Raw genomic sequence first — 17,188 nt, forward strand, 5'->3', positions numbered from 1 at the left:
TTATTCTCCAGAAATTCCAAGCGTCCGAGCTATTTCTTTTAAGATCCTTTGGGCGGCTTCGAATTCGAATTGTTCGATTTTGGACATTAGGTTCTCGAGTTTTTCCCCGTCGACTTCAGTTGAGAGGAGAGAAAGAAGTTCGTCTAAATGATCTTCTTCGATCGAGCCCCTTTGAAACGAATCGAAAAGGAGCGGGATTAATTCTCCGACTCGTTTCGAGTCCCAAGGAATTTCGGATCCTCTTTTTAAGACGTTAGGCGTACTTTGGGAAGGTGAATCTGAAAGATTCAGAGCTCGCGTGATCTCCTCCATCATTTGGTTGAATTCTATCGGCTTAGATATAAAGCCGTCCATACCGGCGGCTTTTGCGGAATTTCTATCTTCCTCGAAAACACTAGCGGTCAACGCAAGGATAGGAGTTCTCGGAAGGTTATCTTCTATTTCGCGGCGGCGAATTTCCCTAGTCGCTTGCAACCCGTCCAATATCGGCATCTGGACGTCCATCAAAATCATATCGAATTTATTCGACTGTACTTTCTGAATGGCTTCTTTCCCGTTGTAAGCCGCAGATACGGAATGCCCTTCATTTTTGAGAAGCAATTCGACCAGTTCGGTGTTCTGCTCGATGTCATCTACGACCAAAATGTTTAAAGCAGGAAGAGTCTGGCGGATGGCGCTCTTGGTTTCCGTTCTATGGCTTTCGATTTTTTGCAAAGGAAGTAATACATGAAAGACGCTTCCTTCTCCCAATCTACTTTCTGCCCAGATACGTCCTCCCATCAATTCGGTCAATTGCTTGCAAATGGTGGTTCCTAATCCGGTCCCGCCGAATCGCCTGGTTGTGGAAATATCCGCTTGAGTAAACGGTTCAAAAATCTTTTCCAAGCGGTCCACTTGGATTCCGATGCCTGTGTCTATCACCGAAAAATATAGTTCACTTCCCACTTTTTCGATCCTGAGAGTCACTTTTCCTTTGTCCGTGAATTTGATCGCATTTCCGATCAGGTTTATAAGGATCTGACGGATCCTAAGTGAATCTCCCAAATAGAATTCGGAAAGTTCCGGATCCTGGATTACCTCGAAATCCAAATTCTTTTTGATCGCGCTCATTCCTAAAAATGATTTGAGTTCGCCGACAAGTCTGAAAAGAGAGAAGCCCACGGATTCGAGTTCCACAGCTCCTTTTTCCAGCTTCGCGGTGTTTAAGATATCATTCAAAAGTCTTAATAGAGATTTCGCGGAACCCTTTACCGTTTCCAGGTGAGTTCTTTGGTGTCTCTCCAATTTTCCCGAGAGAAGCACTTCCGTAAAACCGAGGATGGAGTTCATCGGCGTTCGGATTTCGTGGCTCATATTCGCTAAGAAAGAAGTTTTAGTTACAGCGGCAAGTTCGGCTTTTTCTTTCGACATCCGCAGATCTTCTTCCATATTGCGCCTTTCCGTAATGTCCAAGATGACGCCTTCCAGAAATAGAATTTCACCGTTGCTGCCGAAGACGACGCTTCCGTTTTCCCAGAACCATTTGATTTCTCCGTTTCTATGTATAATTCTGTATTCCAGAACGAAGGCCTTTTTTTCCCGCACAGCATTTTGAACCGCAAGGAAAACGGCGGCTTGATCGTGCGGGTGAATGATGTCATTGAAGGAGCGGATCGGATTCGGAGGGGAAAAATCCGAAACGTGATATCCGGTCATGGACTCAGCCGCATCACTCATATATAGACTAGTCCAATTTTCGTTAAATAGGCGTCGATAAGTGATTCCGGGAATGTTTTGAATGAGAGATCTTACCTGCTGCTCGCTCTGCTTGAGAGCGGTTTCGATCATTTTTCTTTCGCTGATATCCGTTACGAAACTTACGAACAAAATTTCATCGGGAAGTTTTACCTGTCCGATTGCCAATCGTATCGGAAAAATGGAGCCGTCTTTTCTTCTGCCTAAGGCTTCTCGGCCCGTTCCGATAATTTTCGAGGTTCCTGTCCTAATATAATTTTTTAGATTTCCGCCGCGTCCGGAATAATATGGTTCCGGCATAAGATCCCGGATATTCTGACCTACTATCTCCGAGTTCGTATATCCGAAGATGCCCTCGGCGGATTTATTGAAGTCTATGATTTTCCCTCGGATATCGATCGTGATAACTCCATCTACAGCCGTGGAAATGATCGCTCTAGTGCGAGCTTCGCTTATCTTTAAGTTGTTCACTAGTTTTCGGTATCTATAGAAGGCATTCACTGCGAACGTAAAAAGCGTAAAGCCGACCGTGATGATCGAAACGGACAATGCAAGAAACGTAGGATCCGTCTGATCGTTCGGAGTGACCGTTTCTTGGATTCCGATAAAACGGGCCGCGGCCATTCCGGTATAATGCATCCCCGAAATTGCCAGGCCCATAACGGTTCCGGATATGAGAGTGGGCCAATGAGAGCCTAGTCTTAATCCTTGTAGTCCGAAACGGACCCAAAGTGAAATGATGGCCAGTACGACTGCGACTAATATTGACAGGGAAAAGATCCAAGGATCGTAGCGTAGAGAGGCGTTCATTCGCATCGCCGCCATGCCAGTGTAGTGCATGGACCCGATTCCCGAGCCGACCAGTATGCCTCCGATGATCAGCTCCATTATTCTAAGTTTAGAACGACTCACGTAGGCTAAGGCGACCGTTGAGGCCACGATACTCGGAAGGATGGAAACGATGGTAAGAGTACGATCGTACGTTACGGTTGTGCAAAGCTTGAATGAGAGCATTCCGATGAAATGCATCGACCAGACTCCACATCCTAAGGCAAAGCTCGCCGCGATTAGGATCAGATATTTACTTCCGGGGGAAAAGGACTCGGGAACGGTCTGACCTACCATTCTCAAGGCGATGTAAGATGAAAAGATTGCGACCAAGACGGATAGAACGACCAATCCGGGATCGTAAGAACTAGCTAAAAGGGATGCTGGCTGATCGAATAAGAAGTATTCTTGTATCATGTCGAACATCGAAATTAAACCTCAGAGCCTTTAAAGTCAGGAATTTAGCTTTTAATTTGCGAACGTGATATTAAGCGAATCGTTCGACGGTCTTCATCCGAATACAGCGCTTTGTTTAAGGATCAGAACCAGATTTTTTAAACGGAAAATTCCGAATTCATAATATATTATGAATATATCAAATATTAATTCTCTTTAATCCGGCTTATCCTTAGCAGCCCTTACGAATTCCGTTTCTTTATCCTGATTCCATCTCTTATCGAACTCCAAAAATAAGCTTTTAATTCTGCCTTTCGAGTTTACCAAAATCACCGAATCGGAATGATCTATATTTTTTGCCTTATCGATTAGAAATGCTTGAACCCCGAAAAGCCTGGCAAGCTCGAAGGAGCGTTCCATTGATTCGGGGCGTATTAGAATCGATTTCGTTTTCACTTCGGAAAAATATTCCTTGAAACGCTTTTGAGTGTCGTTTTCCGGATCTAGGCTGATAAATACTAAACGTAGATCCGTTCTTTTAGATATCGTGTTTTTCAATTTCGCCAAGCTTCCGTGACAGACCGATTTGCAATTCAAATAGCCGAAATAAACGAGATTATCGCTTCCCATTAGGACATCTCGAATATCCGAAGCCGGGTCTTCGTCCGGTCGAGTTAATGGAAAAGAAGGAATCTTTCGGTCCGTTTCCACCATTCCTCTGGAAACGTTAGGAAGAAAGTAGAGCAGAAGCAAGATGAAAGCAATTCCCCCAATGCACAATTTCCAAAATTCCTTCTTCATTTTAAATAATTCGGATTTAGAATTCCTCTGATTTACCAAAAATAAATTTCCTTATTTTTTATTCAAAAAATTTACTAAGTTAAGGAGTTTTTTTAAAGAAACGTAGCATTAATAAGTACAATGGATTAGTTTCATTCTTCTTAGAGGGATACGCTTCGTTCAACTCCGGCGGCATATAGATCCGGCGAAGTTTTTGACGTCTTAACAAGAGGCGTTTATTCTTTTACGTTAGTCGAATTGGCACAAAATCAAGGTTAAAAAACATTTTTGGCAAGCATTGGAAATATTTCCGATACCGGTCAAAATCGAACCTTATTCGGCATTAAAGGACTATGAAATCATTATAAAATTTTAATACTTTATCCTAACTTCCTTTGCGAGTCGAATTTTTTCGTTCGAATTACACCTATCGGAAATAGTGTGATTGAGGAGAATATCGCAATTAGTGTAGCTATATTACATCGCCGATTTTAGCGCTACGTGGACGCGATCAATAGGTCTTCCGCATTGCTTGGAGGTCGAAGGCCGTCCGTTCGATTCGCAAAGTAGCGTTGTGCTAATTGCGACCCGGACACGTGCGTTACTTCTTTGAAACCGGACTCTTTAGCCAGACTCAATATTTCCGTCGGTGTGAAAAAGCTGATGAAAGGAGTCCCGCTCGCTTGTGCTCCTTTCGCTGCGGCCTCAAAGCCAGGACGTACATCCGGATCTGCGAGTTCGAAAGGAAGTAGAAATGTCATTGCGAACTTCGATCTTGGAGCAAGAGTCGCGACTTGGCGGAGCATTGTCGCGATCGCCTCCCTAGTAAGATACATACTGACTCCGATCGATGTTACGGTTGCCGGTTGTTTTGCATCGAAACCGGCAGCTGCGAGACTCTTCCACCATGATTCACCGGATTCGAAGTCGAAAGGGACTAGTCGGAGCCACTCGGGAATTCCATAACCTAGATCGATCAGTCGTTGGCGCTTCCATGCCTGATGATTCGGCTGATCCACCTCGAATACCTGCAAGTGGGAAGCAATATCCGGCCTGCGCTGAGCAAAGGTATCCAAACCTGCTCCCAGGATTACGTACTGGTTGATACCGTTTCCGGACTGCTCTAGGACCAAGTCCTCAATGAAGCGAGCTCGCGCGACGATGGATGCCCGGAAAGGTTTCGTGAAATTTGGATCCATATCCGGACGATTGCGCCATCCCTCTTCCGGGGCTGCTAGCTTCAGGCCGATCTCATCTTCAAGTACGTGAGGCGGAGGATCAACCTGCATATGTAAAGCTCGCCAAAGGGCTACTCTAACGGCAGTGCTATCGGCTATCGGGGTTGATTTATCACTATTCTTCATGTTCCTTCTCCGTGCCTCTGTATATACAGATTTTTTCCATTCGGATGCGAATTGCGTTTCACGAAAGCGAGAAAGCGAAGTCGCCGAATCGAAATTACGCGTCGTTCAGGATATATCAGAATAATTTATCCAGTGTAAAGTGGTTTTTAACCGATCTCTATTCTTTGATCGGTTTTGAAGAATTTCTGAAATATCAATCGCTTTTCGAATATCTCGAATCGTCGATACCAGCCGCCTACAAAAGAAATAACTAGAAATGTTAACTGAACTTTTTTGCTTCGGTCGAAATCGTACCCAAAATGCGAGGGCTTCGCTTTTGATAGAATGGTTCGATAAATTTCCACAAATAGGATCGTAGCATTTTCGTCTTTATCTATCTACGTTCATTTTAGATTTATTTTATGTTTTCAAAATGATAATTTATTAAATATCAATAAGTTTTTTGAAAATCGAGAATTCGAACCCTAAATTAAAAGCCGGCGTTTTTGGGGAGGTTTTTCAAAAATTCTGCCTCAGTTGTATGAGCACATTATGCACATCGCTTCAAAAAAAGGCTGCCCGATCCGGATTACTCCATCTTTTTTGATGGTGACAAAGAGTTTTTATATATTCAGAACGGGATGCTTGATTGAGCTTGTGCCGTTTCCTTCTCCGGGTTGTGGGTTGCTCATATCCTTTCCGGGAGTGATTCCAAAAAAACGTTTATATTCCCTGCTGAATTGAGAAGGGCTTTCGTATCCGACGCTCAAAGCTGCTTTATACGCGTTAAGTCCTTCTTGCGTCATCAGCATTCTTGCTTTGTGCAATCTCACGTTCTTAATGTATTGGATCGGCGAGGTGTTGGTTACTGCCTTGAAGCTGGCATGAAAAGTGGAAATGCTCATTCCCGCATCGAATGCCAACGACTTAACGTCTAAATCCTGACTGAAAGATTCATGTATCCTGCGGAGAGCTCGAGCAATTTGAAAAAACTTTCGATTTCGATAGGCAAGAGCTTGCAGAGCGCCTCCTTCTTCCTCGCGAAGCACACGGTAGATAATTTCTCGAATTATCATCGAACCCAAGAATTTTTTATCCTGTGGACTTGCTAACGCTTCCGCCAATCGGATCGAGGCATCCGCAAGACTTTCCGTAAGTTTCGAGGAATAGATTCCCTTTGGCAACGTGTCTTCATCGAGATTAATATCATCCATATCGAGCAATATCTCTCCTATGGAACTAGCATCGACAGTAATATAAATTCCTAATACAGGCTCCTCGGGGCTTGCCTTGGTTTCACATTCTAAAGGAAGTGGAACTGATAATACGAGATAGTTTCCGGAATTGTACGTATAAATGTCGTCCCCGAGGAAGATTCTTTTTTGTCCTTGAGCTAAAATAATGATGCCGGGTTCGTAAGCTTTCTGTAACTTCGGAGCTGATTGATCGATACGAAACAGTCGAACCCCTTTAATGCCGGAGGCTATACTTTGTTCTTTTGGAATCAGTCGTTTTAAATGATCCGCCAATTTCCTTCGCTTTTCTTCGGGTACGTTTTTAGTATTCTTTTTCATTAGCTAAAACTTAATGTAAGATAAGTATGCTCATTTTTCTTACGTTTAATAGGATTAGGCAAGAATAAATAGGATCTGATATTGATAAGTAGGATATTCCAAGATACTATTGCATGATCTTCGGACGGTTTAAGTCGGTTTCGGGACCCATTAATTCCGACGAAATATTGGAGCAATAAGTGATGACGATCCAGGTATCAGGTTACGCCGCTCAGTCGGCGACTCAAGCGCTTGCGCCATTCAAATTCGAACGTCGCGGAAACAGGCCGGACGACGTACTAATCGAGATTCTATATTGCGGAGTTTGCCATTCCGATTTGCACCAAGCTAGGAATGATTGGGGGAACTCCGCGTATCCGATGGTACCGGGACATGAGATCATAGGTCGAGTGATCGGAGTCGGACAGAAGACGACTCGTTTCAAAGTAGGAGATCATGTTGGGGTAGGTTGTATGGTCGATTCCTGCAGGGATTGTCGAGCTTGCAAGAAAGGCTTAGAGCAATACTGTGAAAACTTTCCTACTTATACGTATAATGGAGTGGATCGTCACGATCACACTGCTACGCAAGGCGGTTATTCGGAAAAGATTGTCGTTTCGGAAGATTTCGTCGTAAAGATTCCCGACGGGTTGGATTTGAAGGCTACCGCTCCTTTGCTTTGCGCCGGAATCACGACCTGGTCTCCGTTACGTCATTGGAAAGTAGAAAAGGGAAGTAAGGTCGGAGTCATCGGTTTAGGCGGCCTCGGACATATGGCTCTGAAGTTTGCGAAGGCTTTGGGCGCCGAAGTCAGTCTTTTCACTCGTTCTCTCGGAAAGGTTGATGATGCGAAGAGACTTGGTGCAGACCACATAATACACTCCACCGATAAAAAACAAATGCAATCCGTAAAAGGTCGATTCGATCTGATCATCGATACGATCCCTTCGGTTCATGATTTGAATCCTTATCTTCCAACTCTCGCGTTGGACGGGACTATCGTGCTGGTCGGTTATTTAGGCCCTATCGATCCTTTCTTGAATACCGTTCCCTTATTGTTAGGTCGCAAATCGGTGACCGGGTCCGCGATTGGGGGAATTGCCGAAACTCAAGAGATGCTGGATTTTTGCGGAAAGCACGGTATTGTTTCCGATGTTGAAGAAATTCGGATTCAGCAAATCAATGAGGCGTACGAGAGGATGCTGAAAAGCGATGTGAAGTATCGTTTCGTGATCGATATCTCTTCTTTGAAAGATTGAAGCGCTGTTTTATAAAAGAATTAAAGATATTTTACATATTATGATCCGTAGGTGAGCGAATGAATTTACGTAAATTAAGTTTCGACAAATCAACTTCGACTTTGTTCTTATTCCTGTTACTTGTCGCTTCTTGCAGTCATGTCGGTCAGACTCGGGAGTCGAATATGAACCCCGACGGAAAGGCTGGGGATTTAAAAATTTTAAGGAACGGCTCCCAGGCCTCCGCCCTCGGACCAGAGAGCTTTTTTACCGGCTCCGTAAAAGTGCAACCCCTATTCCACCGAATTCCCCATCAAGGACTGCCGGCGCTTATGTAACGTTTCGTCCGGGAGCGAGAAGCGCATGGCATACTCATCCGCTTGGCCAGACCCTGATCGTTACCGAGGGAATCGGTCGCGTCCAGCAATGGGGAGGGGTCGTTCAGGCGATTCGACTTGGGGATGTGGTTTGGACGCCGCCCGGAGTGAAGCACTGGCACGGAGCTTCTCCCAAATCGTCGATGACACATATGGCCGTTCAAGAGCAGTTAGACGGGAAGGTCGTGGATTGGATGGAGAAGGTTAGCGATGAACAATACAACTCGTCTATTCAAGGAGATGACCGTAAGCAATAGTAAAAAGAACTAAATTATAAAATAGTAATTTTTAAATATCCGATTTCGAATTCGTCCGCTTAGTTCCGTCGGAAATCGATTTCTGACGGAACAAGATCGTTACCCGAACTGAATTCGATAATACTGGTTTCTGCAGCATCGTTCCTCGCTTTCAGGCGGAAAACCTTGAGGCGAATCGAACGTTCGACGACCTCTTAGAGAATGTCGCAAAGGAAAAAATATTAGGTCTCCGCCGATCATTTTTGCACGGCTACGCTCAGAAACCTTGGATTGCTCCTTCCTGAAAGTAACGAATTTAAGGCGTAAGAATGAAAATTACCGTTTTCCCATTAGCTTTATTAATGTTTTTTCCGCCGCGTCTTTCCAATATCCGGATTTTTCGGAGGTACTTAAAGCTTTCAGAAAATTGATCTCGGCTCCTTTCAGAGTTTTTTCTTCGTTTCCATAGAATGCATCGATGAACTCTTTCTTTTGCGATTTAATAATATAATCGTCATCGGCGGAAAGATTCACTCGATAGTAGGTTCCTAACCCGATAGCGGAGGCTAATCCCCCCGAAAAATTTCTCGCATACGGATCCGCTTGATTTGATTCAACAAGACGCGCCTGGAATATGCCTAGAAATTTAATGTCGCCCGGTTTCGCTATGATCGGCATCGCTTTGTAAGCAGTGTACGGATCAACCGGATACGTTAATGTATCGCATTGCCGATAAGATTGAGCGATCCCATTGACGAATCTCGTCGCCATATAACAATAAGTATAACTTACGGACCCGATTATATATTCGGGCCGGGTATCTTCGAACATTCTAGTAGTAAATTCCCTAACTTTTAAAACAACAGTTTCGTAAAGATCGATTTTATCTTCGGTCCCGATCTTTACCGGACTCTTTGTTACGAAAGGGTCGATCGTGACTCTTAATGTCGGATCATCGACTCTTTTTACAACGAACACCGGTCCATTAGGGACTGAATAGACTTGGTCGTTCGTATCAAAAAATTTTGCGATCGAACTCTTGGAGCCGGGGTTGACTAAATAGAGTCCGTATGCGACTAATCCATATTGCTTTTCTGCCGCCGCATTTTGTGGTTTCGTTAAGCGGTACATTTTTGGAGTACATGAGATCATTATACCAAGAATCAGAATTATTAATATTTTATTCATAATATCCTGTAATTTTAATACCTTTTTTCGACAATTAGCTTTTTAAAAGAAATTCGAAAGCAATTGAAGACGTCACTTAAAAATTCGCTTTAATTGTTCCTTTCTTCCTGATTTATTCTATGTCTATAAAAACAATTTGGCAACAATATCGAATCAACGATCGTTTCAGTTAAAGGGAAGTAGAAGAGATCGAATATGGTAAGCATCGTTGCAAGACCTGCGATTTTCACGATATTAACCATAATCGTTAATTGTACAAAAGAAATAATAAGAGTTAATAATCCACCATCTATTACTACAATAAACAAAGACGATAAATTTGTTACGCTGATCGAGGTTTTTACGGTCGAGCTTGCGCACCAAGAACGACTTTTAATACTGCTCACTCACGCGACACGGGATAGCGTCAGCAATTTCGCCTCTGCAAGTCTCCGTCGTAGCCTTGAGGATGAAAAGGTAACGATGTATGCACAATAGCGTAGCATTAGAAGATTATCAGAGAAAGCGTAAAAATCCTGTAGCTTCGCCATACTTGGAACAAGCTCAACAAGCTCTTACTATCGTAAAATTCGATCCGGGTAGGTATGAGGCAGTAGAGACTTTTTTTCTAACCGATTGGGAATAGAAAGGAACTCCTACTTCGGAAGAATATGATATCGGAATCGCTCCGAGATATTTCGTTGGAAGAAGTTATAGAATCCGTTTCGATCTAACTTGCGATATAGGATTCCATCCGGGATAGAAATCGCCGCTTCTAAAATTATGATACACGAGATCCGCTATCTGGAAAATCAGAAAAATAACGAAACGACAGAGGTGCTAGAAACCTGGTTTTTCGGGGTGCAACAGGGTTCGAACTTAAATATCATTCTTTGCGAATGTTTTTGAAAGTGTTTCCAGAATTCCCAGGAATAGTTTCTCATCGGGTGCGGAAGCGAACGAACCCCAGGGGAAAAAGATCCATCCAAACCAATAGCTCCAATTCGGCTTCTCGGAAAAATTAACCGAATAAAGTTTTCCATCAATGGAATAGTCGATGTCCAAATTCACAGTTTCACTAAAATAGCCCGGAAATAGCAATAAGCTAAATGACGCTGCATATAGAGACCAATGAATTTCACGCTCAAAACCGTTGATTCTAATTTCAATATATCGGTCAGTCGCATTCTTTTCGTTTCCGATTCGACCTCCGTGGCAGCTCCAGTTTTTGTTCTCCTCGCAAAGACCGGAAACTGCGTCCGGGATGTTTCTCAAGAGATTCCATTTTCTTCGCGGGTAAAATTGTCGGAATGAATAGTTTCTTTCATCTCGAAATGATTCGACTGGATACCATCCGAGCAAACTCCGTTTGCAATCCCCCTCTCTATTGCATTTTCGCGAGCTTTCATCCGATTTACAAATTTCAGCGCAATATTCTCCCTTTAATAAGACGGATAGCCTTGTTTTTGCTTTTATAGGAAAGGATTTTGCTCCGTTCGCAAGCACTGGAAGATTCATTGAGCGATAAAGGCAGCCGATCGTAAATGAAGATATAAGCACGAAAAGGAAAATCCATCTCACTAGTTTTGTCAAGTATCGGAACTCCATAGAAATAAAGGCGGGTGAAGTCGATTATTTCAACCTCCCACCTTTATTAGATTTAGGGGAATCTTCCAGATTGGGAACGACCGGATTTTCTAAGGCGTTACCTAAGTCGGGGAATTGCACTCTTATTTCCCGAATCTCACAATCGCAATATGTATGAGAGGCCGTGTTTATGATTAAAAGATTTTTTTTCTCTTCTTTACTCAGATATAGGGACCGGGTTGTTCCAAAGTCGTCATCCAAAGGATCGAAGGTGAATATTCCCGAAATTAGATCGAAAACTTCAAGCCAATGCCATTCCCATTCTGCACCGATTAAAATGAGTCCGACTTTCGAACCGCTACTCCAATAATCCCTATAATCCTGATAAACTTTCTTATAAGGACTATGCAGCACGAACGAATCGTAAACGCTTCTCTCACTACCCGTGCCGATGGATCGGCCGGATATCGTAATTGGTACGATAGGTCCTAGTCCGGCTTCACCCGACAATTCTTCGGTAAATCCAAGCGTTCTCTTTTGAAACCAACCTAATTGAACGGTATTTCCAGCGTACAAAGTAACTTGCAATCCTCGAGTCATCCAGGCGCTCACTCCGAGTTGCGGGCCGATTTTGACATTTAAGCTGAAAATATCTAAAAAATCTAATATTCTATCCGGAATATACCAGGCAAGTTTTTCTAGAAATCCGGAATCCACTTCCTCTCGACTTGTTTTATTAAATCCTTTTAAGGAGAGATTCCCTAACCTAGCCCTATAAGGATCAGGGAGCCTTTCGGAGACCGATTTTGCCCTAGAATCCTCCGGATAGACTTTTAAAACGACTTTCAGAAGTTCGCTTGCTTCAGAGTATCTCTTCTCCTTGATGTGTTCCTCCGCTTTATCCAGCAGAGACTTCGAAGCAAGATGAACGTCTCTATATTGGGGAATGGAAGCGCAATTATAAGTCGAAATCGATACTAGAAAAATTAAAAATCTAGATAAAGTGAATAGTTTCAATTTTTTGTTTCCTTTCTCTTGAATTTTAGTTGGCATTAATATTTAAAACCGATCTCGAATCCGATCTGTGATCTCATATCCCGAGAACTTGGATACGGCCCTAAACCGTGAAGTATACTTCCTAAAAACGCAGCCGAATTCCCGGAAAGGAGAGCAAGGGCAAGCCCGCTTTGGTTTGTCGCGGTGGAATTTCTTACGGTATGCATCGCTTCCGCGCCCGAATACGAGAGTCTCAAAAAGAGGGCCTCGGTTACTTGAAAAGAATATCCCAGATGAAATCGATTTCCCCGGATGTCCGTTTTCACGATTCCCTGCTGTAAGGATGGTAACGGGATTGAGGTATTGCCGCTACTTAGAATTACGAACGATTTATCTTTAAAATCGGCGGAACTTTGGATACTTTTGAAATATTCGACGCCAAAATCGATTTTATTTATTTTAAGAAACGTAAACGAATAATTAAATCCTAATGTTCCATTAAGGTATGATTCTCGGTAAATCAATTTATCCGGAGTCGTAAAGTCAATTCCGTTTTTGACGGTCGTAATGGCGCCTGACGTTCCGGAAGAAATATACGCATTGCTTTTGGAAGATAAGGTTACGTTATTTTCGTAAGCTTCCAAGCCCGCCCTAAGTGACAAATTTTCCAAGAAGGGATTTTTGGAATCGTGAAAAATCAAGAAGTCGGCTCCGTAATTGACTCTAGTCGTATAAAGTCTATTTTTAGAGTAATCGAAGACGGTAAAATCTTGACCCTTAATCGTTGTAGGTGGATATCCTATACTATAAGAATACTTATCTATATCAGTAAGTATCGTAGTGCCTGACGTTAACGTAGAGTAGGACAATAGGTAATTACTACGAATTAAGGGAGTGTGACGAACAGAAGAATCCCATTCGAGTCCTTTTCCTCGGAAGTTAGAGGCGGATGGAATCATGATATTATTGACTCCGGCTATCGCCGAATTTATCATGAGTGAATTTTGCATATTTAAGGCGTTTTTGGCAGTCGCCGAATTGACTTGTACTTCGGTCACTCTTATCCCTATGGAAGTCAGCTTCTTTTGATCGGCTTCTTCTTCCGCGTATAGAGTTGCCGAAAAAGATACTAATGCAATTATAATCGCATATCTAACGTTCAACTTCATCTCCTTTGACGATTTGCATTTCTAAAATTTTTCATCTATCGATCGCTTGGCCGAAATCGGGCTTTCTAAAAACTAATGGAAATTGCGACCTTTACTCCTTCGAATTTCCAAGATTATCATCTTTATTAATAAAAATTCTATGAATCGTTTTTATCTGACATTTCGGTTAGTATGATTCTGTTCAATTTCATTGATCGGTTTTATTAATACACTCTGACGGTTGCTTTGAACTCGGACTAAGGATCAGTCGTTCAATCGAAGCGAATTATTGCCGGAAAACCGCCTCCATGTAAACTCGTTGCTACGAATCTTTCCTTTCTTCGAAGAAAACGTCGGGCACATCGGATATATCTTTAGAAAATGATCGAATAAATCGGAGCGGTGGTTCCGATTTATTTAAAAGTATTCTTTGTCAAAATTATTTCACGATGTTATTTTATCGATAAAATTAAGGAAAATAAATTAATAAAATATAATTGTTTAAATAGAAAATTAAATATAAAATATTTATCAAATAAATAAATACTAAAATAGAATAATTATTATGGAAATCTACCGTTTGGGATATTCGTTATTAGAGAGCCATTGCAAGAAATCCGGAAGGAAGTAGTAAGAAATATCCCGATTGAGGTAATTCGGAGAAAGATGCGAAAGCGGTTTTTTTTCGGTTCGGCCTTAGGGGAAATATGCTCAAAAGCGGGGAGGTTGCGAAGGGGAATCTTCGGCTTGGTTGATAACCAAGTTAAAGGTTTGGATGAATTTATATTTAAGGGGAACGAAGAATCGCCCCGTGTACGTGGATCGGCTCGGAAAAGAATTTCTAATTACCGAATTTTTCCGCTTTGTCGTAAGGAAAATAATAGAATTTCTTGTTTTCGTCTTTCAAAATAGGAATATCTTGAAAAAATAATACTCCGAATAATTCACTAATCGATGCGTCTCAATGCTCATGTGCATGGCCGGACCGAACCCAATCCGTACGTTTAAAGTCGAATAAATGGGCAATTCTTCGCAGACACATATAAACGTGAGAGAGTCGCAAGTGTTTGCGCTGCCAAAAACACTTCCAAGAAGCCATCGCTCATTCTTCTTTCTTTGAATTTTACTTCTCCGTACATCACGAGATATGCTTGAAATTCCGGATCGGTAACGACTCATGTGACTGCCTCAGTCGGGTGGATTGGGGCAGTAGCCGGTTTTCTCGTACTTAGTATAGCGGGCATTGTCAGCCAAGACGCTATAATTGTTCGGAGTTCCTATATATCGATGGATCTTATCGGACGATTTATGATTATTCCGCTAAGCATATTGTCTATGCTCACCGGACTTATCCTCGCGTTTTGGACTCAATGGGGTTTGATTCGATATTATTGGGTCTTCGTAAAATTTGTCCTCGGAATCTTTGCAAGCATAGGTTTGATATTACATCAATTCGTCGCCATCGGAGAAGCGGCCAGGAAGGTGGCTCTGATATCCGATTTTCCGGATCCGGGACGATTGGGACCGCAGCTAATAATAGACGCAAGTTTGGCAATCTTGGTTTTACTTGCGGCAACAGTTCTGTCCATGTACAAGCCTTGGGGCTTGACCGCCTACGGTCTTTGGAAACAAAAATCTCAAAAGAATCCGGAGTTATCGACAATACGGAGCGGCGATAAGGCAGATATGATAGGATTCGGGTTAAAAATTTCCATTGCACTTGTTGCCGTTCTTATCATAGCGGTGGCAATCGTTCATCTTTCGAGTCGCGGATTCGGAACTCATCAGTTTTGATCTATCGATCTCTTGAATTATGGATTAATCTATCTTTTTTTTTCGCTTCTTTCTTTTAGGAGATGCTTTTGCTCTCACGTTAAATTCAAGTGCAAGATCGATCCAATACCGAAATTCTTTTTTCGATTTTATATCCTTCTCGTTAACGAATACAAACCCCTTCATCACTTTACCATTGTGAATCATCGGTCTACATTTCTTTTTTTCTAGAACGGACTCGAATATAATCGGATCGATTCGACACATTATTTCGTCATTTCCGACGCAGACGCACATTTTGTCGTTTAGCATAAAGCACATTCCACGGAACATTTTCTTCTCTTCTAAATTTCGTTCTTCGGACAGTGCTTCCCGTATTCGTATCGCTAGTGTTTCATTATACGCCATAGTAGTTTCTCGCTAAGAATGTTTTGCTGAAGAGGCATCCATATTATCCGATTTTTTCCAATAAAATATTTACTTAAGAATGCATTCGTTCAAGCGAACGTTGTATTGGATGACAAAAATAGAATAAGAAGATATTCTTGTCCGATGGAACTATTATATACGAAAACTTCACCATTTGCGCGTAAAGTCAGAATTTTTGCAATAGAGAAAGAGCTGCCTTTAAAACTTATAGAGGAGAATCCGTACGAAAAGCGTCCGTCACTTTTGGAAAAAAATCCAGCCGGAAAAATTCCCGTTTTACTGAGGGAAAACGGAAAGCCGCTGATCGATAGCTCGGTAATCTGTGAATATATAGATTTACTCAACGACACGCCGATCCTCATACCTAGAAACGGAGAGGATAGATTCGAGGTTTTGCATCGAGCTGCGGTAGCGGATGCTATGCTGGAGGCCGGCCTGGCTCTTTACGTTGAAAAAAATAATCATGGCGAAGGCATAAACCAGAAATTCCAAAGAAACAAGGAATTAGCGGTTGAAACTAGTCTGCAGTTTTTTGAAGATAGAATCGACGATTTAAAAACTTTTCAATATGATAACGTTTCATTAATCTGTGCGTTAGGATCTTTAGCTTTTCGAATTCCGGAACTTGTGGATTACTCAAAATTTCCTAAACTTGAAAAATGGGCGAGAGAGATGAGTCGTCGAAAAAGCGTTTTGGAGACCGTTCCGGAAATAGGATAGGGAATCAATTTGCGATAATATTTATTTAGATCTTGCGAATGATATTTTCTCGATTGGAGGGCCCTCTTAAATGGATCCTTTAAATTTCTTTTAAAATCGAGCCGCTATGTATGTGATTAAATCTTTCCGATTCTAAGTTCGTTTGGTTAAAAACCGAATTTGCATTTTAACCTGGACCTATTTCTTTCCCGAGCGCTCGGTAAGAGGTAATTATAAAGATTTCGATGTAGGATAATGGATCGAATTCTCGGGACTTGAACGGTTTAAATTCCGATCGAAGAGGATAAAAATATGGACTTAGAAATCGAAGGCTAAGAGTTTTGTATTGGGTAAAATAGGGCAGCTAAGTCCGAGATATTTATATATGGGAATTCGGAATGTTATTTTACTATTATTCTCACTTTTTCTATTCTCAAGTAACGTTTTGTCGAAAGGGATCAACGACAAAAACTGGATAAATCGTCATGATATCAAGGAAATTCGATCAATTTTTGATAGGATAGAAACGGGGATTAAAAACAAAGAATTAACGATTCGTAAAAAGGAGTTTCCCTATTTAAAACCGTATAAGCCGACTTTGAAAATGGCCTTCTTCAATAAAAAAAACGTAATTTGCAAATATGTAGAAGAAATGGGATCTGACGATTCCGCGATAAAAATAGAATACTATTACGATAATCTGAAAGTTTTGCGTTTTGTCTTTATTACCGGCGGCGCAGTAAACGGCACGCGTTTAGAGCATCGCTTATATTTCGACTCTTACGGAAAAAGAATTTGGGAGATTCGTGAAATCGTCGAGGGTTCGGGTTACTCGTTTCCGCACGAATGGCCGGAAGAGGAAATCGTCCGGAATCCTGAAAAAGCGTTTAACGGTTAACGTAGA

General features: G+C 42.0%; 15 protein-coding genes. 6 read left to right on the top strand and 9 right to left on the bottom strand.

Going from position 1 to position 17,188, the window contains the following annotated elements; all coding sequences use genetic code 11:
* The 4 genes from LEP1GSC058_RS04210 to LEP1GSC058_RS04230 all read right to left on the bottom strand — a co-directional run bounded on the left by LEP1GSC058_RS04210 (position 1) and on the right by LEP1GSC058_RS04230 (position 6,655).
* The gene (locus LEP1GSC058_RS04210) at positions 1–2,988 is read right to left on the bottom strand and encodes an MHYT domain-containing protein (protein ID WP_016548677.1); all 2,988 of its coding nucleotides are present in this window, start codon (positions 2,986–2,988) and stop codon (positions 1–3) included.
* A 186-nt stretch (positions 2,989–3,174) separates the two neighbouring features.
* On the bottom strand, positions 3,175–3,759 hold the full coding sequence (locus tag LEP1GSC058_RS04215; RefSeq protein ID WP_039948066.1) for an SCO family protein: 585 nt from the start codon (positions 3,757–3,759) through the stop codon (positions 3,175–3,177).
* A gap of 476 nt (positions 3,760–4,235) precedes the next feature.
* Complete coding sequence (locus tag LEP1GSC058_RS04220; RefSeq protein WP_039948013.1) at positions 4,236–5,102, bottom strand: class I SAM-dependent methyltransferase; 867 nt, start codon at positions 5,100–5,102, stop codon at positions 4,236–4,238.
* Between the two features lie 602 nt (positions 5,103–5,704).
* Positions 5,705–6,655, bottom strand: coding sequence for an AraC family transcriptional regulator (locus LEP1GSC058_RS04230; protein ID WP_016548608.1), 951 nt, complete (start codon positions 6,653–6,655; stop codon positions 5,705–5,707).
* Positions 6,656–6,837: 182 nt separating this feature from the next.
* Here LEP1GSC058_RS04230 and LEP1GSC058_RS04235 point away from each other — a divergent pair, with 182 nt between their 5' ends.
* Together LEP1GSC058_RS04235 and LEP1GSC058_RS04240 are read left to right on the top strand one after the other, a co-directional pair.
* Positions 6,838–7,893 (top strand): NAD(P)-dependent alcohol dehydrogenase, encoded by a 1,056-nt coding sequence (locus LEP1GSC058_RS04235; protein ID WP_016548401.1) that lies wholly within the window; start codon positions 6,838–6,840, stop codon positions 7,891–7,893.
* A 130-nt stretch (positions 7,894–8,023) separates the two neighbouring features.
* Positions 8,024–8,506, top strand: coding sequence for a (R)-mandelonitrile lyase (locus tag LEP1GSC058_RS04240; RefSeq protein ID WP_016548384.1), 483 nt, complete (start codon positions 8,024–8,026; stop codon positions 8,504–8,506).
* 315 nt (positions 8,507–8,821) lie between these two features.
* Here LEP1GSC058_RS04240 and LEP1GSC058_RS04245 read toward each other — a convergent pair whose 3' ends face one another.
* Complete coding sequence (locus LEP1GSC058_RS04245) at positions 8,822–9,673, bottom strand: hypothetical protein (RefSeq protein ID WP_039948014.1); 852 nt, start codon at positions 9,671–9,673, stop codon at positions 8,822–8,824.
* Between the two features lie 466 nt (positions 9,674–10,139).
* Between LEP1GSC058_RS04245 and LEP1GSC058_RS20265 the strand changes: the two genes are divergently transcribed.
* Positions 10,140–10,298: a hypothetical protein gene (locus LEP1GSC058_RS20265; protein WP_016548691.1), complete on the top strand. Its 159-nt coding sequence runs from the start codon at positions 10,140–10,142 to the stop codon at positions 10,296–10,298.
* A gap of 233 nt (positions 10,299–10,531) precedes the next feature.
* Here LEP1GSC058_RS20265 and LEP1GSC058_RS20440 read toward each other — a convergent pair whose 3' ends face one another.
* The 3 genes from LEP1GSC058_RS20440 to LEP1GSC058_RS04265 all read right to left on the bottom strand — a co-directional run bounded on the left by LEP1GSC058_RS20440 (position 10,532) and on the right by LEP1GSC058_RS04265 (position 13,398).
* On the bottom strand, positions 10,532–10,927 hold the full coding sequence (locus LEP1GSC058_RS20440) for a hypothetical protein (RefSeq protein ID WP_232224609.1): 396 nt from the start codon (positions 10,925–10,927) through the stop codon (positions 10,532–10,534).
* Between the two features lie 357 nt (positions 10,928–11,284).
* On the bottom strand, positions 11,285–12,256 hold the full coding sequence (locus tag LEP1GSC058_RS04260) for a hypothetical protein (protein ID WP_232224610.1): 972 nt from the start codon (positions 12,254–12,256) through the stop codon (positions 11,285–11,287).
* A 35-nt stretch (positions 12,257–12,291) separates the two neighbouring features.
* Positions 12,292–13,398 (bottom strand): hypothetical protein, encoded by a 1,107-nt coding sequence (locus tag LEP1GSC058_RS04265; RefSeq protein WP_016548336.1) that lies wholly within the window; start codon positions 13,396–13,398, stop codon positions 12,292–12,294.
* Between the two features lie 1,164 nt (positions 13,399–14,562).
* On the opposite strand from LEP1GSC058_RS04265, the gene LEP1GSC058_RS04275 reads away from it, so the two are divergent.
* Positions 14,563–15,177, top strand: coding sequence for a hypothetical protein (locus LEP1GSC058_RS04275; RefSeq protein ID WP_198014378.1), 615 nt, complete (start codon positions 14,563–14,565; stop codon positions 15,175–15,177).
* A gap of 24 nt (positions 15,178–15,201) precedes the next feature.
* Here the strand turns inward: LEP1GSC058_RS04275 and LEP1GSC058_RS04280 are convergent, their stop codons facing one another.
* Positions 15,202–15,564, bottom strand: coding sequence for a TfoX/Sxy family protein (locus tag LEP1GSC058_RS04280; RefSeq protein ID WP_039948016.1), 363 nt, complete (start codon positions 15,562–15,564; stop codon positions 15,202–15,204).
* 144 nt (positions 15,565–15,708) lie between these two features.
* Here LEP1GSC058_RS04280 and LEP1GSC058_RS04285 point away from each other — a divergent pair, with 144 nt between their 5' ends.
* Together LEP1GSC058_RS04285 and LEP1GSC058_RS04290 are read left to right on the top strand one after the other, a co-directional pair.
* Positions 15,709–16,305, top strand: a complete 597-nt coding sequence (locus tag LEP1GSC058_RS04285) for a glutathione S-transferase family protein (RefSeq protein WP_016548423.1) — start codon at positions 15,709–15,711, stop codon at positions 16,303–16,305.
* Positions 16,306–16,669: 364 nt separating this feature from the next.
* The gene (locus LEP1GSC058_RS04290; protein ID WP_016548556.1) at positions 16,670–17,182 is read left to right on the top strand and encodes a hypothetical protein; all 513 of its coding nucleotides are present in this window, start codon (positions 16,670–16,672) and stop codon (positions 17,180–17,182) included.
* Positions 17,183–17,188 lie beyond the last annotated feature (6 nt).

The organism is Leptospira fainei serovar Hurstbridge str. BUT 6, from assembly GCF_000306235.2.
GTDB lineage: Bacteria > Spirochaetota > Leptospiria > Leptospirales > Leptospiraceae > Leptospira_B > Leptospira_B fainei.